This is a genomic window from Stetteria hydrogenophila (assembly GCF_054657575.1).
On sequence record NZ_BAAHYL010000001.1, the window covers coordinates 272,980 to 293,827 of the forward strand.

Sequence of the window (20,848 nt, forward strand, 5' to 3'; positions counted from 1 at the left end):
CTCCACCCCTCACCACTCCAAGCCCAGGTCACGCCTGCGGTCGACGACGTCGAAGGCCCCCTCCCCGGTCCCGATCAGGGTGACCGGGATCCCGAGCTGGCTCTCCACCTCCTCGACCCAGGCCCGGGCCTCCCTGGGGAGCCTCTCCCACTCCCTGACCCCCCGGGCCTCGGGGAAGAGTATGTCGAGCTTCGTGACCGCGGCCTGGGAGGCCGAGTTGAGCATCACCGCCCTCCTTGCTAGGTCGAAGTTGAACGGGGCGGCCCTCCTGAGCCTTCCCGTCACCGAGGCCCTCTCGAGCCAGCCCCTCCTCTCGGCCTCCTTGGGCGGGATCTCGCCCGGCAGCGGGCCCCCGCCAACCCTAGTCACGTAGGACTTGAACACCACTATAACCTCGTCGACGCGCCTCGGCCCCACCCCGACCTCGGAGGCGAAGGCTGAGGCGGTGGTGTCCCGGCTGGTGACGTAGGGGTAGGTGCCGTGGTAGAGGCTCAGGAACGTCCCCTGCGTCCCCTCGATGTAGACCAGCTCCCCCCTGTCCAGGGCTTCGTTGACTTCGAGCGCGACGTCCCCCAGCATGCCCCTGAGCTCGGGGTAGTCCCTGGCCAGCTTGAGCTTCCTCAGCACCCTGTCAGCCATCGCCGCGCCCACGCCCTGGAGCGTGGAGCCTATCCTCCCCGAGAGGTGGGCGCTCCTCCTCTCCTCCTCGACGTGCCTATCCTCGATCACCCCAGTGTTCGCGTCGACAAGGAACCTGCCCCTGACGCCTGTCTCCTCTACCTCCCTGAAGAGTACGTCCAGCCTGACAAGCGCGCCGGGGGCGACCATGAGCCTCGTGGACGGGTTGACGAAGAAGGAGGGCACGACCCTGAGCTTCCACACCCTGCCATTGTAGACCACCGTGTGGCCGGCGTTGACGGCGCCGCACCTCACCGCCGCGGCGGGCTTGTCCTTGAGGGCTAGGTACGCTGCTATCTTCCCCTTACCCTCATCCCCGAAGAAGCCCCCGACCACTATCCCGAGCGGCACCCCGGCAGCACCCCGCTCAGCACTTGGAGACGGCGCTCCTCGCGTAGTCAACCGCCCTCCGTATGAGGGCGTCGTAGCTCCCCAGGTACTTGGAGGGATCCATTAACTCCTCCACCTCCTCCCTGGAGAGGAGCTTCGAGGCGAGCTCGTCCTCGAGGAGCGCCTGGGCCAGGGTCTTCCCCTCAGCCGCCGCCCTCCTCGAGATCTCGACTAGGCGCCTGTGGGCCTCGTGCCTCGGCACGCCTTTCTCGACCAGCTTGACCATCACGGCCTCGCTCATGATGAGCCCCCGGGTTAGCTCGAGGTTCCTCCTAGCCGCCTCGGGGTCTACTCCGAGGTGGCTGAGGAGGAACCTAGTGTCCTCCAGCATCTGGTCGGCTACTAGGATGGCGTGCGGTATGAGGATCCTCTCGGAGCTACTGTTCGTGAGGTCCCTCTCGTGCATCAAGACTATGTTCTCTAGCGCCGCCACCGTTAGCGACCTCAGCACCCTGGCCAGGCCCGAGATGCGCTCCGCCGTGACGGGGTTCCGCTTGTGGGGCATCGTGCTGCTCCCGACCCTCTCCACCGCCTCGTACAGCTCCCCTATCTCCGGGCGGCTCAGCTCCCTGACCTCGAGCGCCAGCCGGTCGAGCTGGGATCCCATTATGGCCAGGGCGGAGACTAGCTCCGCGAAGCCGTCGCGTGGAGCCACCTGGGTCGTGATCCTGTGTGGCTTGAGGCCGAGGATGCCCAGAGTCTTCTCCTCAACCAGGAGCCCCCTGCCGCCCCAGGCAGCCATTGTTCCAACGGCTCCAGCCATCTTGCCGAGCACGACCCTCTCCTCGGCGCCGCAGAGCCTCTCGTAGCTGCGGGCGAGCTCGTAGGCGTAGTTCGCTAGCTTGAAGCCAAGAGTTATTGGGAGGGCGTGCTGGCCGTGCGTCCTGCCAGGCATCACGAGGTCCCTGTACTTCAGCGCGAGGTCGACGAGCGCCTCTACTACGCTCCTGAGCTTGGATTTTATTATGGAGAGCGCGTCCCTCAACGCGAGGGCCCAGGCGGTGTCGACTATGTCATAACTCGTAGCGCCCAGGTGGACGTACCTCCCGCACTCCCCGCAGCGCTTCCCCATGAGGTAGGCGAGCGAGGAGATGTCGTGCCCCGTCTTCTTCTCCAGCTCGTATACCTCCCCGGGGGTGATGTCGTCGGCGCACCTGTCTATCAGCTCGGCGCACTCCCTAGGGGCAAGCCCCGCCTCTGCCAGGCCCTTAACCAGGGCCTTCTCGACGAGGATGTACCTCTTCACCATGCTATCCGGTCTGAAGAGCCTGCGCACCTCCTCAGAGCCGTAGCGCCAGTCGAGGACGCACACGCTCCTCGGGTCCATAACGCTATCCTACGAACCCGGCCTGCCCGCGGGCTCTTTTAATTGTTACGCTGTAACCTAATGCCAATACGTTTCCCAGCATTCAATGCAATGGACTCGTTGCATTGGCGACGCAACTTTCCCTGCGCTTTTAGGTAGAAACCCTTATAAGTCGGGCTTGCACCCGGGTGATGTATCTGGGTCCGATACATGACGGTGTACTCCGTGGAGGCCCTGGGGCTGACGAAGGTCTACCCCAGCGGCGTTAAGGCGGTGGATGGCGTCTCATTCAAGGTTAGGAGGGGCGAGCTCTTCTCCCTACTCGGCCCCAATGGGGCCGGGAAGACTACGACGATCAAGATGCTTAGCACGCTCCTCAGGCCGACTAGCGGGGACGCCTTGATCGAGGGTTACAGCGTGACCCGGGATCCCGGCAGGGTTAGGAGGGTCATAGGCCTTGTGCCGCAGGACCTCACCGCCGACGACGAGATGACGGGTTGGGACAACGTCTACATACAGGCCAGGCTCTACGGGCTGAGCGCCGGCGAGGCCAGGAGGAGGACTAGGGAGGTGCTGGAGGAGCTCGACCTCCTCGACGCCGCCCGCAGGAAGGTGGCGACGTACAGTGGGGGGATGAGGAGGAGGCTCGAGATAGCCATGAGCCTGGTCCACGAGCCCAGCGTGCTCTTCCTAGACGAGCCAACCCTAGGCCTCGACGTCCAGTCGCGCAGGACTCTCTGGAGGCACATAGAGAACCTGAAGAGGAGGGGGGTCACGATCATACTGACCACCCACTACATGGAGGAGGCTGAGAGGCTCTCGGACCGGGTGGCCATAATACACCGGGGCAGGATAGTCGCCACGGGATCCCCGGACGAGTTGAAGTCAAGGGTGCAGGGCGACACCGTCTACATCGAGCCAGCCGACCCGGCCATTCTGCAGGGCCTCCTAGAGTCGCTGAAGGCGGCCGGGTTCAACGCTTCAATAGTAAACGGCTCCGTGGCCGTCACGGTCAGCAAGGCTGAGAACATCCTGCCAGCCATCGCCAAGGTGATCAGTGGCTTCGAGGTGAAGTCCATAAGCATAGCTAAGCCCACCCTCGAGGAGGTCTTCATACGCCTCACCGGCGAGAGGCTGGCCGGCGGGGAGGAGCGCGTGGACACCTTCAAGTTCCGGAGGATGGTGAGGAGGATTAGGGGGTGACAGAGGCGTGGGCGCCACGCTGGTGCTGTTCAAGAGAGAGGTCCTCAAGTGGGTCAACCGCAGAGCAGTGCTGGCCATGAGCATAGTGACGCCTATATTCTGGATAGCGCTCTTCGGCAAGAGCTTCAACATACTAAACATCCTCAACTCCATGGGGGCGAATGTAGACCCGAGGATGGCCGCGGCTATCAGGGAGGCGGTCGCCAGGGCGGTGGAGAGGCTCTTCGGGACCACCGACTACTTCACCTACGTCGCCACAGGCATGCTGGCGGTCTTCGCCCTCTTCCAGAGCATGAGTGGGGCCATAGGAGTTGTATTCGATCGCAGGATAGGCTACCTGACCAGGCTCCTCGTCGCCCCGATACCGAGGCTCAGCATATTCATGTCGAAGGTCCTCGGGACCATATTCAGGATAACCGTGCTATCAGGCATACTCCTAGCCGTGGCCTACGGCATGGGAGCCGAGTTCAAGCCCGGCCTGGGGATCCTGGACCTCGCAACGACGTGGGCGGTCATAGCGCTCCTAAGCCTCGGCTTATCCTCCATATTCACGGGGATAGCGTTCAACGTGGACAACCACGAAGTCCTATTCTCGATCGTGAACCTAGCCAACCTCCCGCTCATGTTCACCTCCAGCGCCCTCTTCCCCAGGGAGCAGATGCCGAGCTGGCTGCAATCCCTGGCGGCGGTGAACCCGATAACGCACGCTGCGGATCTAGCTAGGTACTTCCTCATCGGAAAGCAGGTGGAGGATCCCGTCGCGAGCCTAGCCTACCTAGCCGGCGCCGCTGCGCTGCTAACCATAGCAGGCTACGCCCTAGCCAGGCGCGGGCTCAGAGAAGCCTAGGAAGGGGAGGGATCCCGCGGGCATCGAGCCGCGGGGCCCGGCGTTTAGGGGGGCGGCTGCCGCCCCTTAACGATCCTCCTGGCGTCCTCGGCTGGGTTGAGGCTCTTTTCTAGCACCTCTATCCAGCGCCACATCCTCTCCGCTTCAGCCTCGATGGCCTTGACCAGCTCTGGGTTCTTGAGGGCTACCTTGAACCTGCCCTGCAGCTTCAGGTACTCAACGACGGGCACCCTCCTCTCGGGCTTCATGTAGAGCCTGCTGAAGGGGCTCACCCTGAACCGGCCCTGGTTGTACTCGTAGAGCGGCCAGAGGCCCGTCTGCACCGCTAGCTGCGCAACCTTCGGGGTTAGGCCGGGGTCGAAGCGCCAGCCGACGGGGCAGGGGGCGTGTAGGTGGATGTACTTGAACCCCCTGATCTTCGCGGCGGTCCTGAGCTTCTCTATGAAGTCCTGGGGGTACCCCACGCTCGCAGTGGCGACGTAGGGGACGTCGTGGGCTATCATTATGAGTGGGAGGTTCTTCTTCGGCTCCCTCTTGCCGGTCCACGTCGTGGTCGTCCACGCGCCCGTGGGCGTGAGGCTGCTCCTCTGTATCCCCGTGTTCATGTAGGCCTCGTTGTCGACGCAGATGTATATTATGTCGTCGTTCCTCTCCGCGGCGCCGCTCAGCGCCTGGAAGCCTATGTCACCCGTGCCCCCGTCGCCTGCCCACACAACCACCTGGACGTCGCCCCTGCCCAGGGCCTCGAACGCGGCCTTCATGCCCGCCGCCGAGGCAGCTGCCGCGGCGAAGACTATGTTGAGGACGGGGAAGTTTATCCCGTTCCTTGGGGCGAAGCCCTGTATGACGCTGCTGCAACCCGCCGGTATCACGAGGACCGCGTTGTCGCCGAGCGCCATTTTAACATACCTCAGCCCCATGGTCTCGGGGCAGCCGGGGCACGCGGCGTTCCCGGGCATCCCATACCTCCGCCTGGGGAGGTCCCTAAGCCTCACGGGCAACCCTCTCAACCCCCTTCCTGTACTTGGGTGGGAGAAGCCAATGGGTGGGCTCGTACACGAACCCCTGCTCCTCCACCCTCTCCACGAAGTCGAGAACCACGGGGGCCATGTCCTCGGCGGCCACGTCTACGCCCCCGAGGCCTGCTATCACGCCCCTCAGGCTGACCTTGGAGCCGTAGAGGCTCGCGGCGGTGTCCGTGAAGAGCTGGCCCTTTGCCCCGAAGCTCACCGCCCTGTCGAAGACCACGACGCCCCTAGCGCTGCCCAGGATCTCCTTCAGCCTCTCCTCGGGCCACGGCCTCACCACTCTGACCCTGGCCACGCCAACCTTGACGCCGGCCTGCTCCCTCAGCTGGTCGGCCGCTATCCTCGCCTCCCCCGCCCAGCTGCCAGTTATCACGATGAAGTAGTCTGCATCCCCGCACCTGTAGCAGTCTACTAGGCCGCCGTAGCTCCTCCCGAAAGTCTTCCCGTAGTCCCTGTCAACCTCCTCTATCACCGTCTTAGCGGCGTTCATCGCCTCCTGGATGGAGAGCCTCATCATGAAGTAGTCCTCGTCAGGCACTATGTTACCCATGGAGACGCCGGTCTCCGGGGCTATCACGTAGGGCTGCCTGCGGGGCGGGAGCCACGAGTCCACCGCCTCCTGCTCCGGCACGTCGACCGGCGCGGTGGTGTGTGATAGTATGAAGCCGTCGAGGGCCACCATGAATGGGAGGTAGACCCTGGGATCCTCGCTCACCCTGAAGGCTTGCAGGGTGAGGTCCAGCACCTCCTGGTTGTCCTGCGCGACGGCTATGATCCAGCCGGTGTCCCTCTGATCCATAAAGTCCTGGTGGTCGACGTGTATGTTCCACGGGGGCCCTATGGCCCTAGCGACCACTGCCATGACGAGCGGGATCCTCGCCCCCGCCGCCCACCAGAGGACCTCGTGCATGTAGAGGAGGCCGTGGCTCGCGGTGGCGGTGAAGGCCCTCGCCCCCGCGGAGGCTGCGCCGTAGACCGCCGCGAGGGCGCTATGCTCGCTCTCCACCCTGATCAGCTTAGCGTCGAGCTCGCCCTTCTCAACCATCTCGGAGAGCTTCTCCACTATCGTGGTCTGGGGGGTTATCGGGTAGGCGGCTATCACCTTAACCCTGGCTAGCTTAACCGCGTGGGCGACGGCGCTGTTCCCAGTCAATGCGAGTACGGGCACTCCTGGGTCACCTCTCCTCGGGAACCATCTTTATGGCGTCAACCGGGCATACGTTGGCACATATCCCGCAACCCTTGCAGTACTCGTAGTCAACGTAGACCATGTCGTCCTCCCTGCGGAGTATTGTGTCCTCGGGGCAGTAGAGCCAGCAGAGGAGGCAGCGGGTGCACTTGGACTCGTCAACCACCGGCCTGTAGTCCCTCCACGTCCCCGTCTTGCCCGAGGAGCCGGGGGCGGGCCTGGATAGGGGGGCGTAGAAGAACGTCTTCGGCTCCTCCACGTTAACCGGCAGGCTCCGCTGGCCCACTAGCAACCCCCACCGCTCTCCCCTCCACCGAGCCAGCCAGCGTTTAAATAGTGCGCCCTGCAAATCCTTGAATAAAGGGTTTTATAAGGAGTGAACCGGACAGGCGGGATCCTAACACTCCCTCGCCTCCTCGTAGGCCCGCGTGGCGGCCTCGGCGTTCGCCTCCCCGAGGCTCCCCGGCCACCTCGACTTTATCGCCTTCACCACCGACTCTAGGGACACGAGCCCCGTCGCCTTGACTAGGGCGCCGAGGATCCCGGTGTTAACCACCGGCCAGCCGGCCACGACTAGGCCCAGGCTCCTCGCTATCCCCGTGGCGTCGACGCAGACCACCCTGCCAGCTTTGAGCTCCCGGGGCCTCGAGGGGGAGTTGACCACGACGACTCCCCCCGGCTTGAGGCCCTCCGTTACGTCCACCAGGCTGAAGAGGACCGGGTCCAGGACTACTGCGACGTCGGGGCTCCTAACCTGGCTGTGCCTGTCTATCGGCCTGTCGCTTATCCTAGCGAAAGCCACGACGGGCGCCCCACGCCTCTCAGCCCCGAAGTGGGGGAACGCCTGCGCATACTTCCCCTCGAGCACCGCCGCCTCGACGAGCAGGTTGGCGGCCGTCACAGCCCCCTGGCCGCCCCTCCCGTGGAAGCGCACCTCGACCATCAAGCCTGGACTCCTCCCTCCACCCCTCCGGGGTGGGCGGAGTTTAACAGTATAGCGGCACGCTACCCGGGCAAAGCCCCCGCAGCCCCTCCACTGCCGCCCAGGGCCGCCTGGTGGGCTCCACTGGAAACCGAGGGGTCCCCTTGCCTCTCCATGGCCGCCCCCGCACCCCCCTCCTTCCAGTGGAGCTCACTAGGGGAGGGTAGCCCCTGGAACTCCAAGGACCCCGGGCCTCCAGGCGGCACTGTAAACAGGGTGTTTACAGTTATACAAACGCTATAGCTGAGCCCTTCCAACCCAGCCGGACAGGCTGCCCCTACGCTTGGGCGGGTCCACTTGAAGCCGGGGGGTGTGGGGGTGCAGGGAGGGTTGACTGGTGGGCTCCACTGGAAACAGGGGGGTGGCTCTGGGTTGAGAGGACCTCCCCCCACGCGGGCCTCCGTGGGGGGTCGCGCCTAGCCCTCCTCCACGGCGGGGCGGTGAGGTGGCTTATCCACCCGGGTGGGGGCGTGTAGACGCCCGGCGAGAGCCCCCGGGGCGCCGGGATCCTGAGCGGCCTCGCGTGGGGGTCGCGGTAGCCGCAGCGGGGGCACCTGTACCCCTTCCCCCTCCCCATGCTCTTCATCCTAGCCCCGCACCTGGGGCACCTGGGGGCGACGCTCCTCCACTCGGGGGCGAGGCTGAGCACGACGAGTTTGTCCACTGCTATCGTCGGGATCCCGCGGGGGGCGTAGGGCCTCACCGTCCCCTGCACGACCACCGAGTCCCCCGGCCTCAGGAGCGAGGCCGCCCTAGCCACGGGCCCGGTCTCCCTGTAGAACGCGGCGTCCACGAGGCCCTTCGGGGTGTCGAGTCTAACGACTACGTGGCCGCCCGGGATCCTCTCGGGGGGCTCCGCGACGTGGCCCGGGATCCTGCCCGCGTTGTAGGGCCTCACCTCCCCTAGGGGGGAGCCGTGGGCGTCGGTGTGCTGGTTGCTCCTGTAGAGGACCCAGAGCGCTGGGGGCTCGCAGAGGAGCCTGGAGTAGAGGCCCAGGTACCCCGGGCAGTCCCCCCGGAAGCCGGCGAGCACCGGGTCGGGCCCCCGGGGCGCGGCGACCACCCTGCCCTCGGGGGAGACGTTGTTGAATGCGCACGCCGGGATCCCGGCCTCCACCCTCAGTGCCTCACCGCCCTCGACCACGCACCTCGGCAGCCCCCAGAGCCAGGGCTGCCTGTACGCGGTGAGCTCGAACGTGTAGTCCTCCCCGGGGGCGAGGGCTGCGAGCGCTGCGAGGGCCCCCACCACCCCCCGGCCCCCCGTGAATCTCGCCCCACGAGCAGCGTTCTCGGCGACGTCGCGGGTCACGACTCCCGTGAGGGCCCTGCGGTAGAGCCAGCGGAGCCTGGGATCCCGCCACGCCTCCCCAGGGTAAGCCGCGACGCCGAACCACTTCCACCGCCACCACCCCCTCCCGACGCTGTACTCCTCCGCCATCGACACCGCGAGCTCCCACAAGTCAGCCGGGTCCCTCTCGACGAGCAGCCTCACGGCGACCGCAGCGTTGCCCCTAGTCTTCCACGGGATCCCAGGGTTCAGCCTGACCAGGAGCGGGTAGTCGAGCAGCTCAACCCCCGCCAGCCTCGAGGCCTCCACGAGGAAGAGGGCGGCGAAGTGGGTAGTGCACCCGCCATCCGGGCTGTCCACGTCGTCAAACGCTAGCGTTACGATGTTCAAGGCCGGGATCCCTCTCCAGCCAGCGCCCCCAGGGTACCGGGGCAGGCCCCTTCAAGAGGCAAGGCCCCCGGGCACCCGGGGGGAGGGCTCCTAGCCGGCGCGGTAAAGCCTCAGCTATGCGTGGAGCCTTGAAAGAAGCGGCATGGTAAGTAAGCCCTTGCGGGCTGGCGGCTATTTCTTCCTGTAGTTCACGACTATAGACGTGAGGGTGTCCTTAACCTCATCCATCTTCCTTATCTTCTCGGTTAACAGCTTCCTGAGGTCGTCGAGGCTCTTGGTTTCAACGATCGCTATTATGTCGTGGACCCCGTAGACCATGTAGATCTCCTTGACCTCGTTGAGCTTGGAGAGCTTCTCGAAGGCGTCATTCTCCTTCCCGACCTCGACGTTGATCATTATTATCGCCTGGGGCACGGCATTCCACCCAATCCTATGCTGAAGTATAGTGCTCTATCCAGGCGGGATTTAAGCGTTATTTTAATACATCCACACCCCCCACTGGAGGCTGCGGCTTAGTGCGCCGCCGCGTCTAATTTTACCCGCTCCCCCGTCTTACCCACCCCGGTGTGTTCAGGCGTGGCTAGGCCTAGGAGGCCTAGGATAATGTTCGTGGTCCTCGACGGGGCTGCTGACAACCTTGAGGCTCCGAGGCGGGCGCTGGAGGAGGCTAGCAAGCCAAACATCGACTCCCTCGCGGCGCACGGGGAGTGCGGCCTCCTCTACGTGGTCGGCCGCGGCATTGCCCCCGAGAGCGACATGGCTGTGATGAGCCTCCTCGGCTACGAGCCTTCCCGCTACTACACTGGCCGCGGGCCGCTGGAGGCCCTGGGGGCTGGAGTCGAGTTCAGGGAGGGCGAGGTCGCGTTCAGGGCGAACTTCGCCACCATAGACCCGGAGACGCGGAGGATCCTCGACAGGAGGGTGGGGAGGAGCCTGAGTAGCGAGGAGGCTAGGGAGCTGGCCAAGGCTCTGGACGGCATGGAGCTCGCGGGCGGGGAGGGCTACGCCAGGTTCAAGGCTACCATAGGCCACCGCGGCGTGCTAGTCCTGGGCCACAGGAGGTCGCGGCTGAGCGGGATGGTCTCCAACAGCGACCCGGCCTACGAGAGGAGGGGCTACATGTCGGTGGCGAGGGAGAAGTACGAGCCCTTCCTCGCAAGGGTGGAGCCGCTGGAGGACACGCCCGAGGCCAGGCTCACCGCGGAACTCGCTAACGAGTTCATCGACGAGGCCCTGGAGATACTGGACAGGCACCACATCAACGAGGTGAGGAGGCGCAAGAAGCTCCCGCCCGCCAACGCAGTCCTCATCAGGGACGCCGGCGACAGGCTACCCCCCGCGGAGCCGTTCAGGGAGAAGTTCGGCCTGAGGGCTGCGAGCATCGTCGAGATGCCGGTGGAGAGGGGGATAGTGAGGGCGATCGGCATGGACGAGGTCCCGGTGAAGGTGGAGGGCAGGGACAGGAGGGACGTGCTGAGGGAGGAGGCGGTAAAGGCGATAGAGGCCCTCAGGTCCCACGATCTAGTCTACGTCCACCTCAAGGGCCCCGACGAGCCGGGGCACGACGGGGACTTCGAGAAGAAGGTCGACGCCATAGAGGACATAGACAGGTACTTCTTCGGGACGCTGCTGGACAACCTCGACGTGGACACAGCCTTCATAATCACGTCGGACCACGCAACCCCATGGACCCTCAAGGCCCACAGCGCCGACCCGGTGCCGCTGCTGATAAGCTACGAGGACTACTACATCGACGGCCCCGGCAGGTTCGACGAGCGCATCTGCCAGTCGGGGACGCTGGGCGTGATAGAGGGCGGGTGGAAGGTTATACCGCTCGCCCTGAAGAAGCTACCCAACTGGTCCCAGGGGATCCTGGGGGGTTAACCCTTTTAACCCCTCGACAAGGGGTCCCCGGGGGGCTAAGAGCCCTCCGGGGTGTCGGTTCCGGTTGGATGCTTTGGAGGCTCCCGTGAGGGATGTTTACGAGGTTTTGAGCGAGAGAATGGATGACCGGATGCTTGAGAGGCTCCTAGCAATCCGGGATCCCGGCCTGCACAGGTGGGTGGCCAGTGTAATCGAGACTCTCCAGCCCAGGAGCGTCTACGTGGTCACCGACGACCCCGGGGACTACGAGTACGTGAGGAGGAGGGCTCTGGAGAACAGGGAGGAACTCCCCACAAGGATCCCGAGGCACACCGTCCACTTCGACGGCCCCAGGGACCTGGCTAGGGATAGGAGGAACACCAGGATCCTCGTGGAGGGAGGGGCAAGGATCCCGTTCATCAACACCATGGATAGGAGGGAGGGGCTCGAGGAGATCAAGGGGATCATGAGGGGGATAATGAGGGGTAGGGAGCTGTTCCTCGGCTTCTTCTGCTTCGGCCCCAAGGGGTCGCCCTTCACTCTCCACGCGGTGCAGGCGACCGACTCGGCCTACGTTGTCCACAACGAGTTGATACTCTACAGGAACTGCTACGACGTCTTCAGGGAGAGGGCGCCTAACCTGGAGTACGCCAGGCTCCTCCACGCCGTGGGGGAGAGGGATGAGAACGGGTGGGCCAAGAACATTGACAAGAGGAGGATCTACATCGACCTAGAGGGGTTCTCGGTCTACGTAGCCAACACCCAGTACGGCGGCAACACTATAGGCATGAAGAAGCCCATGTTCAGGCTCTGCATCTACAAGGGCTACAGGGAGGGCTGGCTCTGCGAGCACATGTTCATCGCAGGCGTCAGGGGGCCCGGGGGGAGGGTGACCTACATAACCGGAGCCTACCCCGCCGGCTGCGGGAAGACCTCCACAGCGTTCACAGCCGACACCATTGTTGGGGACGACCTGGCCATAATCAGGCCCGTGGACGGGGAGGCGAGGGCAGTCAACCCCGAGACGGGGATGTTCGGGATTATAGACGGCGTGAACCCGGATGACGACCCGGTTCTCTACAAGGCCCTAACCGACCCCGGGAACGAGGTGATATTCACCAACGTGCTCCTAACCAGGAGCGGGATCCCCTGGTGGAACGGCAGGCCCGAGCCACCCGAGCCCGGGGTGAACTACCAGGGCGAGTGGTGGCCGGGCAAGAGGGGGGAGGACGGCTCCGAGGTCAGGCCCAGCCACCCCAACGCTAGGTTCACGCTCTCCCTCAGGGCCCTCCCCCACCTCGACCCGAGGGTAGACGACCCCCTCGGGGTGCCGGTTCACGCCATGGTGTTCGGCGGGAGGGACCCCGACACCTGGGCCCCGGTGGAGGAGGCCTTCAACTGGCTCCACGGCATAGCCACGAAGGCCGCCGCCCTCGAGTCGGAGAAGACGAGCGCAGTCCTCGGCAAGGCGGGGGTGGTAGAGTTCAACCCCTTCGCCATACTCGACTTCCTACCCATATCCATCGGAGCGTTCATAAAGCTCCACCTAGACTTCGCGGAGAAGCTTGAGAGGCCCCCGAGGATATACGGGGTCAACTACTTCCTCCGGGACGAGAACGGGAGGTACCTCAACAGCAAGAGGGACAAGAGAGTGTGGCTGAAGTGGATAGACCTCCGGGTGCACGGCGAGGCCGACGCCGTGGAGACCCCCACAGGCCTCATACCAACGTACCCCGACCTCCAGAGGCTCTTCGAAAGGGAGCTCGGCAAGGAGTACAGCGAGGAGGACTACGAGAAGCAGTTCGCCGTGAGGGTCCGCAGGCACCTAGAGAAGGTGGAGAGGATACTCAAGATATACACGGAGATACCCGACACGCCCAGGGAGGCGCTGGAGGAGCTCAAGAGGCAGAGGGAGAGGCTGAAGCAGGCCCTGTCGAGGTACGGGGATAAGATTTCGCCCTTCAAGCTCGACCGGAGGTAGAGCCGGGGTACCCCCCTTTCTCCGGTTCAACGAGGGAGGCCCTTCAAGGGGCTCCTCCCCCGCCCTGTGGGGATCCCCCCTCCCCGCCTGGGGCCGGTATTACCTTGCATCCGCTCCCAGATACCCGGGGCTCGTGGCATGATGTGGTGGTGGCGGGGTTGGTTGAGCGCGGCGGGGGGAGGGTGTTCAGCAGGGGGTTCACGCTTCTACTGGCCTCCGTCGCCGCCGGCGTGGGGTCGCTCCCGGCAGCCCTGGGCGGCTCTCCGGGCCTCCTCCCCCTAGACCTGGCGGCGTCCGCGGCGCTACTCGCCTCGCTGGCGAAGGCTTGGAGCCTCGGCGTCACCGGGCCCTACTGGCTCCCCCTCGCCCTCCCCCCCACGTTGCTCGACTGGGCCGGCTTGCTGCCCCCGGGCGTCGCCCGTGCGGCCATGCTGGCGGCCTGGGCTGCCGGTAGGGCGGTCCTCGCGGCCCTAGCCGCCCGGGGGGTGCTCAGGTACTCCTCCCTAACCCTCGGTGCTGACGCGACCCTCGTCCAGCTGGCGCTGACCGCGGGGCTCGCAGTGGTCCTCGGCGCCGCGGGGCTCTACGCCGTCGAGGGGGGCCGTGGGGGGTTTGAGTCGTTCTGGGACGCCCTCTGGTGGGCGGTGGTCACCGCGACCACCGTGGGCTACGGCGACGTCGTCCCGGAGACTCCGGCGGGTAGGGCTATAGCGGTGGCGTTGATGATCGTCGGGATAGGAAGCGTGGGCCTCTTCCTATCCGACGCCGCGGCGAGGGTGGCCAGGGCGCTCTCCCAGGAGGAGTACGGGGAGGGGCTGCCGGTGCTTGAGAGGGAGAAGAGGCTCCTAGCCAAGGCGTTGCTCCGTATCGAGGAGCTAAGCGAGGAGGAGGTCGAGGTCCTGATCAACAAGATTAGGGTGCTCCACGTGCTCCTCACCGCGGGGGCGGAGGAGAGGGTCCTCGCGGCTAAGGGGATGAGCGCGGGGGCCCGGGTGGCTAGGCAAGCGGCTTCCCACTCATAGGCCTCTCGGGGACCCTCCACAGCCTCCCCTCAAGCACGTAGTCGAGCACCTTCAAAGCGGCGGTCCTGGAGAGGAACCTGTTCCCGCTGCCGCAGTAGGGGGAGTAGACGCACCTCGGGCATCCGTCCTCGCAGTTGCACCCCCTGAGTATGTCAGCTGCAAGCTCCATGACGCGCTCGAACCGCTCGAAGACCAGCCTCGACGCCCCGTGCCCTCCGGGGGCGCTGTCGTAAATCACGACGTGGCCGCTCGGGTAGCTCACGCCGCCCAGGTCGGTGTCCGCGGCCCCCACGACGGGCCTCGCCGCCGCTATCAGGGTGTGCTCCACCGCGTGGTAGGCGCTCAGGAGCTTCGTGGGGTTCGTTATCCCGGGGTTGGGGAAGAGCGTGGCCAGGCCCTTAGTCCAGTACTCCCAGCGGATGGGCTCCTCGTAGTCCCTCTCTGCGACGAGGGATCCCGAGTACTCCTCCCTCACAATGTAGCCCTCGACTAGGACTATTATCCTGACGTCGCCGTAGACCAGCTTGAGGGGGCCCGCCCTCCTCTCCTCGAGCGGAACGATCTCGGCGACCTCCACCGTGTACTTCGGCTTAGTGTAGACCCCTAGGTCGGCGTCCACCCTCTTAACCTCGGCCCTCAGGGAGACGACGTCGAGCTTCCTGGAGATGTAGACCCTGCCGCCGTGGTAGTAGACCGCGTCGGGGTAGAGGTCGAAGAGCGCCTGGGGGAGCTCCCTGTAGCCTATGACCTTCCCGTCCTCGTAGATCCTCACCATGGGCCCGCTGCTCCTCAGGCTTGACTGGGCCTCCAGGAAGTCCCTGACAGCCCTCCACTTCGGGTAGTACTTGCCGTCCACCTTCACGGCCAGCCCGGACTTCTCGAGGCCCTCGAGGGCGTCCCTGAGGGGCTCGGGGACGCTGGAGGCCTCGACTACGCCGGACTGGAGGAGGAGGGCGGCGGCGTGCACCTTCGCCACCTCCCTGTTCCCGGGCTCCACGTAGCTCGGGTTCGGCCTCTGCTTGAAGTACTCCTGAGGCTTCCTGAGGTAGTAGGCCTCGATGGGGTCGTCGCCCAGGATCGTCGCCACCAGGCCGGCCCTGCCCCTCCTACCGGCCCTCCCCGCCCTCTGAACGTAGCTCGAGTAGCTCCTGGGCAGGTGGGCCATGACGACTGCGTCCAGGTCGCCTATGTCGACACCCAGCTCCATGGTGGGCGTGGCCACGACCGCCCTGAGCTCGCCTTCCCTGAACTCCTCCTCCACGCTCCTCCTAGCCTCGGGCGAGAGCCCCGCCCGGTGCACGCCAACCCTGACGCCGTAGCGCCTCGACGCTATCCTAGCCATGAGCTCGGCCATCTGCTGGGAGTCGACGAAGGCCAGGACCTTCATGCCCCCGCGGACGAGGGCTGAGACGAGGAACGCGGCCATCGTCCACCGGCTCCCGGATCCCTGGTCTAGGAAGACGTGCAGCGCCGCACCCCTCCTCCTCGGGGGGCCCTCGATGACCTCGACGTCCCTCCCGAACAGGGTCCTCCCAAGCTCCCCGGGGTTCCCGATTGTCGCGCCTGCCCCCACGAACGTGGCGTCGCCCGCCAGCCTGGAGAGCCTGTAGAGCACCCACTTCACGTGGCTCCCGAACACCCCGCTGTAGACGTGGAGCTCGTCGAGCACCACGACGCTGGCCCTGGAGACGAGCCTCCTGAACCTGTCCGAGAACGCCATCCCCACGTGAAGCATGTCAGGGTTCGAGACCAGGATGTCGGGCGGCTCGGCGTAGATCCTCGACCTCTCCGCCTTAGGCGTGTCGCCGTCGAGGACTGCGACCCTGAAGCCTAGGAGGCCCTCGGCCAGCCTCTTGAAGCGGACGAGCTGGTCCCTGGCGAGCGCCTTCGTCGGGTAGAGCACGAGGGCGTACGGCTTCTCTACGCTCCTCCACCTCGACAGCAGGCCGTCGAGCACGGGGAGGAGGAACGCCTCAGTCTTCCCGGTGCCAGTGCCGGACACGATCACCGCGTCCCTGCCGCTCCTCACGGCCTTAAGCGCCCTATACTGGAACTCGTAGAGCCTCTCGAAGCCCAGGGACTTGAGCGCCTCCACTAGCCTCGGGTGGAGCCCGGCCTCCTCAAGGGGGGGCCCCGGAGGGGGATCCCCGGCTACCTCCAAGTGCCTGTAAACTATGTGGGACCTAACCGGCGCGAGCCTGGACTCCACCCACTTAATGGACTCCTCGAGCTCCTGGCTCACCCCGTCCAATACCGGCGCCGCCTCCAAGCCGGGATTCTAGCCGGCGGGAGACTATAGAGGCTCCTAAGGCGAAGTGCCTGCAGGGGGTTAAACCCTCGGAGCCTCCCGGGTTGGCGTGGAGAGGATGGGGTCTTGCCCCTGAGCGTCTTCGTGGGCACGAGTGGGTGGATGTACGACTGGAACGCGGGGGGCTCCTTCAAGTGGTACGCCGAGGAGTCCGGGCTCAACGCTGTGGAGTTGAACGCCTCCTTCTACAGGTTCCCATCCAGGGGGCAGGTGGAGTCCTGGGCTAGGGCCAGCCTCGGGAGGGGGATCCGGTGGGCGGTTAAGGTCCACAGGAGCATAACCCACTACAGGATGCTGGGCGGCGCCTCCCTCCAGGCGTGGGAGAGGTTCAGGGCGCTCTTCAAACCCCTGGAGGACGCCGGGCTCCTCGACTTCTACCTCCTCCAGCTGCCCCCACGCTTCCGGAGGACCCCCGGGAACGTGGGGAGGGTGGAGGGGTTCGTGGAGGGATCCCGGGTTGAGCCCAGAATGCTGGCCGTGGAGTTCAGGCACCCGTCATGGTTCACGGGCGAGGTTGTGGAGTGGGCCGGGGGCCTGGGCTTCACCCTCGTCTCCATAGACTCCCCCATGGCGACCTGGATAGTGTCGAGTAACGGGCTCGTCTACCTTAGGATGCACGGCAGGATCTCCTGGTACAGCCACGACTACACGGAGGACGAGCTGAGGGAGGTGGCTGCATCCGTGCTGAGGCTGAACCCGCGGGCGGTCTACGCTTTCTTCAACAACGACCACTGGATGCTCGGGAACGCGAGGAGGTTCAAGGAGATACTCGAATCCATGGCGGCCCCTGGGGGAGGGCTAGGCCGGGGACCCGGTTGACCAGTTGAACCTCTTCACGTACCTCTCAATGCCCAGCGCCTTGACAGCCTCCTCCACCGCCCAGGCGTACCCGGGATCCCCCCGGCGCCTCCTAACCTTCAGCCTCCTGTACACGGCCTCCAGGACGAGCCTGCCCTCGTGGTTGTAGACGAGGAACTCCCCCTTCACCCTCCCCCCGGGCCCCCTCACCAGCCTCGCCAGCACCAGCGCCTCCCCAGGGTTGAGGCTTACCTCGACGGCGTACGCGGCGCCACGGGAGTACGTGCCCCTAACCCGCCGGGATCCCGCCCCGGGCCTCACGGGCCTAGCCCCGGCCGGGCCCACGACTAGCGCGACAGCCCTAGCGACGTGCCTCCCCCTCCTGCTCCTCGTAGCCTCAACCACGACCTCAACCGTGCCCATCCACTGCACGCCCTCCACCCGGGGGAGGCCCCTGGGCGGGGGATAAACGCGCCCGGCCCATCTTGAGCCGGCGTTAAAAAGCCCTAGCCGCCCTCCCTAAGCGTGAAGCGTGGCGTGGCCTCAACCCTCGGGTGGGCTGCTTGACGCTAGATGCTGTCATCGCGGGCCTGGGTCCCGGAGGCGCCACGGCCGCGGCCGCCCTCGCTCGGGCGGGCCTCCGCGTTGAGGCCTACGACCCTGTGAGGGTTTACAGGAAGGCGTGCGGGGACGCTAGCCCCGCCGGGGGCGTCGTGGCTAGGATCGCCGAGAAGGCCGGGGTCGTGGTTGACGATGTGGGCCTGTTCAGGGTGCTAGTCAACGGCTCGGAGGCGGCGGTCGTCGACTTCCACGGAAGGGCCTGGGTGATCATCGACAAGACAGGCTTCGTCCAGGCGCTGAGGGAGGAGGCGGGGTCCGAGGGGGCGGCGCTGCGCTACGCCCCCGCGCCCAGGAGGATCCCCCGGGGGGTGCTGTACGTCGACGCGAGGGGCCCCTACACAGGGGCGCCCGGGTGGATCATGGTCTACAGGGTCATAGCGAGGGCGCCGGGGTGGCCCCCGGGGGAGGCGGTGATAGGCTACGACCTCGACCGCGTCGGGCTCTACTGGGTCTTCCCGGCGGGAAGCGGGAGGGTCAACGTCGGGGTGGGCTGGCTTAACCGCTCCAGGAGCGTGGAGGAGGCGAGGGCGTGGAGCCTCAAGTACGCCCGTGAAGTGGCGGGTGCAGTCGAGGTCGTCGACGAGAGGGCTGCGCCCCTAAGGGTGGCGGGCCCCGTCGACCCGGCCCCGCTCCCGGGCAGGGTGGCGGTAGGGGAGGCCGCCGGGTTCGTGGTTAGCGTGACCGGCGAGGGCATCAGGCAGGCGGTGGAGAGCGGCCTAGCCCTCGGGGAGGCCGCTAGGAGGTGCGGGGGGAGCGCTGCGTGCGTGGAGAGGGAGTACCCCCGGCTGGTGGGGCCCCAGGCGGCTGAGGCGGCGCTGTCGCGCAGGCTCCTAGCCCTCGTAGCCTCCTCCCCCAGAGCGGCGGCCCCCGTCGTAGCGGGGCTCCCCGAGGGCTTCTGGAGGAGCCTGATAGCGGGCGACCGGCTGGGCTGGGGGATGCTGCTGAAAGCCGTCGCCAGGAGGCCCGCGCTCGCCCTAGGCCTCGCTAGGCTTCTCTTATCTTCGAAATCTTCGCGAGCAGCGCGTCGAAAGTAGTGACCTTACCCCTCCTGCATATCTGGTAGTTCAGGCTGTCCCCCGACTGCCATATGGTGACGGTTACGAAGGGCTCCTTAATCACGAGCTTGCCGTCCTCCGTCCGCTCCACGCTGTACCCGGCCATCTTCAGCATCCTGGCGATGCCGTCCACAGTTATAGTGGATTGCTCGCGCTCCAGCCTGCCCTCCTTAAGCTTCCCTGCGGCCTCCCTGGCCTTCTCAGCCACCTTCGGGCACTCCTCAGCGTACTCCTCCGCCAACGCCTTGAGGATCTCCTCGAGTATCCACTCGTTGTTAACCGCCTTCAGGTACTTGGCCAGGTCCAGGAAGTCCTCGCTGTCGAGGTAGCTGGCTATCCTGGAGGGATCCCCGTTGTAGATGGAGAACCTGTACTTGTCCTCAGCCCTCGCCAGCCTCTTCTTAACCTCGTCCATGACCGGCAGGGGGAGCTTGCCGGAGTACCTGGATATGATGGGGTTGGCTATGTGCCTGAGGAAGTCCTTGGACGGGCTGCAGGCCTCCACGGAGTCCCCGCTCACCCCTGGACACCCCTTCCACTCACAGTCTGACGTGTCCCCGCGGGGCGTTTAACGCCGCGTCCCTGCAGGGGCAGAGGGCCTCCGGCGGGCTATCACGTTTAAGGGGCCAGGCTCCTTAACCACGCTAGCCCGGGCGGGCTGGGCGGTGAGGAGGATTCGGGGTCGGACCGGTGAAGAGGCTGAGCTACGCTGACGCCTGGCCCGCGGCCCTGCTCCTCGCGGGCTTGGCGCTCTCCGCGGCCCTAGGGGTCATGGTCTACAGGGAGTCCCGGGGGATCGCTGCGTCTCTAGAGCCCTACACGAGCGATGAGATCTACTACGTGGACACCGCTAGGAGGATCCTGCAGCGGGTTTTCGGGGTCCACTCGGTTTCCTGGTGGGGCTACAGCGGGAAGACTGACGAGGGCTACATGAACACGGAGCACCCTCCCCTCGGCAAGTATATCATAGGCTTATCCATGCTCCTCTGCGGCGACAGGCCGGGGTGCTGGAGGCTCCCGGGATCCCTGGAGGCGGCCGCCATCCCGGTCATCCTCTACCTAGGCTACGCTGCGGCGGGTAGGAGGCTCGGCTCGCCCGCGCTGGGCGCCGCCGCGGGGGTAGCCGCGGCGGCAGCGGCGGCGGGGGACAGGATCCTGGTCGAGGAGTCAGCCGTTGCAATGCTAGACATACACTTAGCCTTCTTCACGGCGGTCGCAGTCGCCGCGGCAGCGGCCGGCAGGGTGAGGCTAGCCTACACCTCGGCAGCGCTGGCGGCCGCGGTGAAGTACAGCGGGGCCTTCATACTCCCAGCCGTATGGCTAGCCTCACTCTACTGGGCCAGGGACAGGCGCGGGCTGGCCAGGCTCGTGGGGGAGTCCCTCCTAGCCGCTCTCCTCGTGCAGCTCGCCCTCTGGGCGCCGCTAGCCGTGAAGCTGGGCGGCGGCGACTGGCCCCGCTGGCTTCTCGACCAGTTCACAGGCGCGCTCTCCTGGCACACCAGCCCCCGGCCGAGCGGGCCCCCCACCTCGCCCCCCTGGCTCTGGTGGCTCAACTGGAACCCCTCACACCTCTCCTACCAGCCAGTGATCGGCGGCGAGGTCTCCACGCTCATCCACGCGGCTGCCCTCCCAGCGGCTGCGGGGCTTGCGGCCGCCTGCGCTCCGAGGAGGTGCCCGGCTGCGGGGTCCTACTCGCTCGCCTGGATAATGCTCGGCTACACCGCGGTGTACCTCGCCGGCAACAACACGCTCTACAGCTTCTACGCCGTCCACCTAACCCCCGCGGCGGCGGGGGTCATGGGAGACCTCACGCTCGCCCCAAGCGCTGCGGGCAGGGCGGCGGGGTAGGCTCCACGGCGCCCCTGGGCCTCGAGCGGCCCGGGTTCCCCGTCGTGCTCC

19 protein-coding genes are annotated in these 20,848 nt (G+C 66.0%); 8 read left to right on the top strand and 11 right to left on the bottom strand.

The annotated features are described in order from the left end of the window. Positions 1-9: 9 nt before the first annotated feature. The gene (locus ACYQ3J_RS01460) at positions 10-1,029 is read right to left on the bottom strand and encodes an adenylosuccinate synthetase (protein WP_460123496.1); all 1,020 of its coding nucleotides are present in this window, start codon (positions 1,027-1,029) and stop codon (positions 10-12) included. Between the two features lie 16 nt (positions 1,030-1,045). Further along, positions 1,046-2,395, bottom strand: coding sequence for an adenylosuccinate lyase (gene purB / locus ACYQ3J_RS01465; RefSeq protein ID WP_460123499.1), 1,350 nt, complete (start codon positions 2,393-2,395; stop codon positions 1,046-1,048). Between the two features lie 189 nt (positions 2,396-2,584). Between purB and ACYQ3J_RS01470 the strand changes: the two genes are divergently transcribed. Both ACYQ3J_RS01470 and ACYQ3J_RS01475 read left to right on the top strand, forming a co-directional pair. Beyond that, positions 2,585-3,577: an ATP-binding cassette domain-containing protein gene (locus tag ACYQ3J_RS01470; protein WP_460123501.1), complete on the top strand. Its 993-nt coding sequence runs from the start codon at positions 2,585-2,587 to the stop codon at positions 3,575-3,577. Between the two features lie 7 nt (positions 3,578-3,584). Beyond that, on the top strand, positions 3,585-4,424 hold the full coding sequence (locus ACYQ3J_RS01475) for an ABC transporter permease (protein WP_460123504.1): 840 nt from the start codon (positions 3,585-3,587) through the stop codon (positions 4,422-4,424). Positions 4,425-4,468: 44 nt separating this feature from the next. Here the strand turns inward: ACYQ3J_RS01475 and ACYQ3J_RS01480 are convergent, their stop codons facing one another. The 6 genes from ACYQ3J_RS01480 to ACYQ3J_RS01505 all read right to left on the bottom strand — a co-directional run bounded on the left by ACYQ3J_RS01480 (position 4,469) and on the right by ACYQ3J_RS01505 (position 9,715). Continuing rightward, positions 4,469-5,425 (bottom strand): 3-methyl-2-oxobutanoate dehydrogenase subunit beta, encoded by a 957-nt coding sequence (locus ACYQ3J_RS01480; protein WP_460123507.1) that lies wholly within the window; start codon positions 5,423-5,425, stop codon positions 4,469-4,471. Then, the gene (locus ACYQ3J_RS01485) at positions 5,409-6,620 is read right to left on the bottom strand and encodes a transketolase C-terminal domain-containing protein (protein WP_460123509.1); all 1,212 of its coding nucleotides are present in this window, start codon (positions 6,618-6,620) and stop codon (positions 5,409-5,411) included. The genes ACYQ3J_RS01480 and ACYQ3J_RS01485 overlap by 17 nt, the downstream gene beginning before the upstream one ends. Before the next feature lie 7 nt (positions 6,621-6,627). Next, positions 6,628-6,927, bottom strand: coding sequence for a 4Fe-4S binding protein (locus ACYQ3J_RS01490; protein ID WP_460123512.1), 300 nt, complete (start codon positions 6,925-6,927; stop codon positions 6,628-6,630). Positions 6,928-7,038: 111 nt separating this feature from the next. Then, a complete protein-coding gene (locus ACYQ3J_RS01495; protein WP_460124588.1) occupies positions 7,039-7,584 on the bottom strand; it encodes a 2-oxoacid:acceptor oxidoreductase subunit gamma family protein in 546 nt (181 codons plus the stop codon). Between the two features lie 316 nt (positions 7,585-7,900). Further along, the gene (locus ACYQ3J_RS01500) at positions 7,901-9,301 is read right to left on the bottom strand and encodes a TiaS agmantine-binding domain-containing protein (protein WP_460123515.1); all 1,401 of its coding nucleotides are present in this window, start codon (positions 9,299-9,301) and stop codon (positions 7,901-7,903) included. Positions 9,302-9,472: 171 nt separating this feature from the next. Then, on the bottom strand, positions 9,473-9,715 hold the full coding sequence (locus tag ACYQ3J_RS01505) for an Lrp/AsnC ligand binding domain-containing protein (RefSeq protein ID WP_460123518.1): 243 nt from the start codon (positions 9,713-9,715) through the stop codon (positions 9,473-9,475). A gap of 162 nt (positions 9,716-9,877) precedes the next feature. On the opposite strand from ACYQ3J_RS01505, the gene ACYQ3J_RS01510 reads away from it, so the two are divergent. The 3 genes from ACYQ3J_RS01510 to ACYQ3J_RS01520 all read left to right on the top strand — a co-directional run bounded on the left by ACYQ3J_RS01510 (position 9,878) and on the right by ACYQ3J_RS01520 (position 14,167). Further along, a complete protein-coding gene (locus ACYQ3J_RS01510; protein WP_460123521.1) occupies positions 9,878-11,185 on the top strand; it encodes a BPG-independent phosphoglycerate mutase family protein in 1,308 nt (435 codons plus the stop codon). Positions 11,186-11,303: 118 nt separating this feature from the next. Continuing rightward, the gene (locus tag ACYQ3J_RS01515) at positions 11,304-13,145 is read left to right on the top strand and encodes a phosphoenolpyruvate carboxykinase (GTP) (protein ID WP_460124591.1); all 1,842 of its coding nucleotides are present in this window, start codon (positions 11,304-11,306) and stop codon (positions 13,143-13,145) included. A gap of 158 nt (positions 13,146-13,303) precedes the next feature. Next, positions 13,304-14,167, top strand: a complete 864-nt coding sequence (locus ACYQ3J_RS01520; protein WP_460123524.1) for a potassium channel family protein — start codon at positions 13,304-13,306, stop codon at positions 14,165-14,167. On the opposite strand, the gene ACYQ3J_RS01525 is transcribed toward ACYQ3J_RS01520, so the two are convergent. Beyond that, positions 14,142-16,409 (bottom strand): DEAD/DEAH box helicase, encoded by a 2,268-nt coding sequence (locus tag ACYQ3J_RS01525; RefSeq protein ID WP_460124594.1) that lies wholly within the window; start codon positions 16,407-16,409, stop codon positions 14,142-14,144. The two genes, ACYQ3J_RS01520 and ACYQ3J_RS01525, sit on opposite strands and share 26 nt — an antisense overlap. Positions 16,410-16,547: 138 nt before the next feature. Here ACYQ3J_RS01525 and ACYQ3J_RS01530 point away from each other — a divergent pair, with 138 nt between their 5' ends. After that, the gene (locus tag ACYQ3J_RS01530) at positions 16,548-17,294 is read left to right on the top strand and encodes a DUF72 domain-containing protein (protein WP_460124597.1); all 747 of its coding nucleotides are present in this window, start codon (positions 16,548-16,550) and stop codon (positions 17,292-17,294) included. Here the strand turns inward: ACYQ3J_RS01530 and ACYQ3J_RS01535 are convergent. Further along, a complete protein-coding gene (locus tag ACYQ3J_RS01535; RefSeq protein ID WP_460123527.1) occupies positions 17,274-17,714 on the bottom strand; it encodes a hypothetical protein in 441 nt (146 codons plus the stop codon). The genes ACYQ3J_RS01530 and ACYQ3J_RS01535 overlap by 21 nt on opposite strands. A 122-nt stretch (positions 17,715-17,836) precedes the next feature. On the opposite strand from ACYQ3J_RS01535, the gene ACYQ3J_RS01540 reads away from it, so the two are divergent. After that, positions 17,837-18,928, top strand: a complete 1,092-nt coding sequence (locus ACYQ3J_RS01540) for a geranylgeranyl reductase family protein (RefSeq protein ID WP_460123531.1) — start codon at positions 17,837-17,839, stop codon at positions 18,926-18,928. Here ACYQ3J_RS01540 and ACYQ3J_RS01545 read toward each other — a convergent pair. Further along, a complete protein-coding gene (locus ACYQ3J_RS01545; protein ID WP_460123533.1) occupies positions 18,879-19,469 on the bottom strand; it encodes a hypothetical protein in 591 nt (196 codons plus the stop codon). The two genes, ACYQ3J_RS01540 and ACYQ3J_RS01545, sit on opposite strands and share 50 nt — an antisense overlap. 170 nt (positions 19,470-19,639) lie before the next feature. Between ACYQ3J_RS01545 and ACYQ3J_RS01550 the strand changes: the two genes are divergently transcribed. Then, the gene (locus ACYQ3J_RS01550; RefSeq protein WP_460123536.1) at positions 19,640-20,797 is read left to right on the top strand and encodes a glycosyltransferase family 39 protein; all 1,158 of its coding nucleotides are present in this window, start codon (positions 19,640-19,642) and stop codon (positions 20,795-20,797) included. Positions 20,798-20,848: the final 51 nt, after the last annotated feature.

Bases quoted from the DNA above. Each gene is read 5' to 3' on its own strand.
- purB (WP_460123499.1), bottom strand. From the start codon at position 2,395: ATGGACCCGAGGAGCGTGTGCGTCCTCGACTGGCGCTACGGCTCTGAG.
- ACYQ3J_RS01470 (WP_460123501.1), top strand. From the start codon at position 2,585: ATGACGGTGTACTCCGTGGAGGCCCTGGGGCTGACGAAGGTCTACCCC.
- ACYQ3J_RS01495 (WP_460124588.1), bottom strand. From the start codon at position 7,584: ATGGTCGAGGTGCGCTTCCACGGGAGGGGCGGCCAGGGGGCTGTGACG.
- ACYQ3J_RS01515 (WP_460124591.1), top strand. From the start codon at position 11,304: ATGGATGACCGGATGCTTGAGAGGCTCCTAGCAATCCGGGATCCCGGC.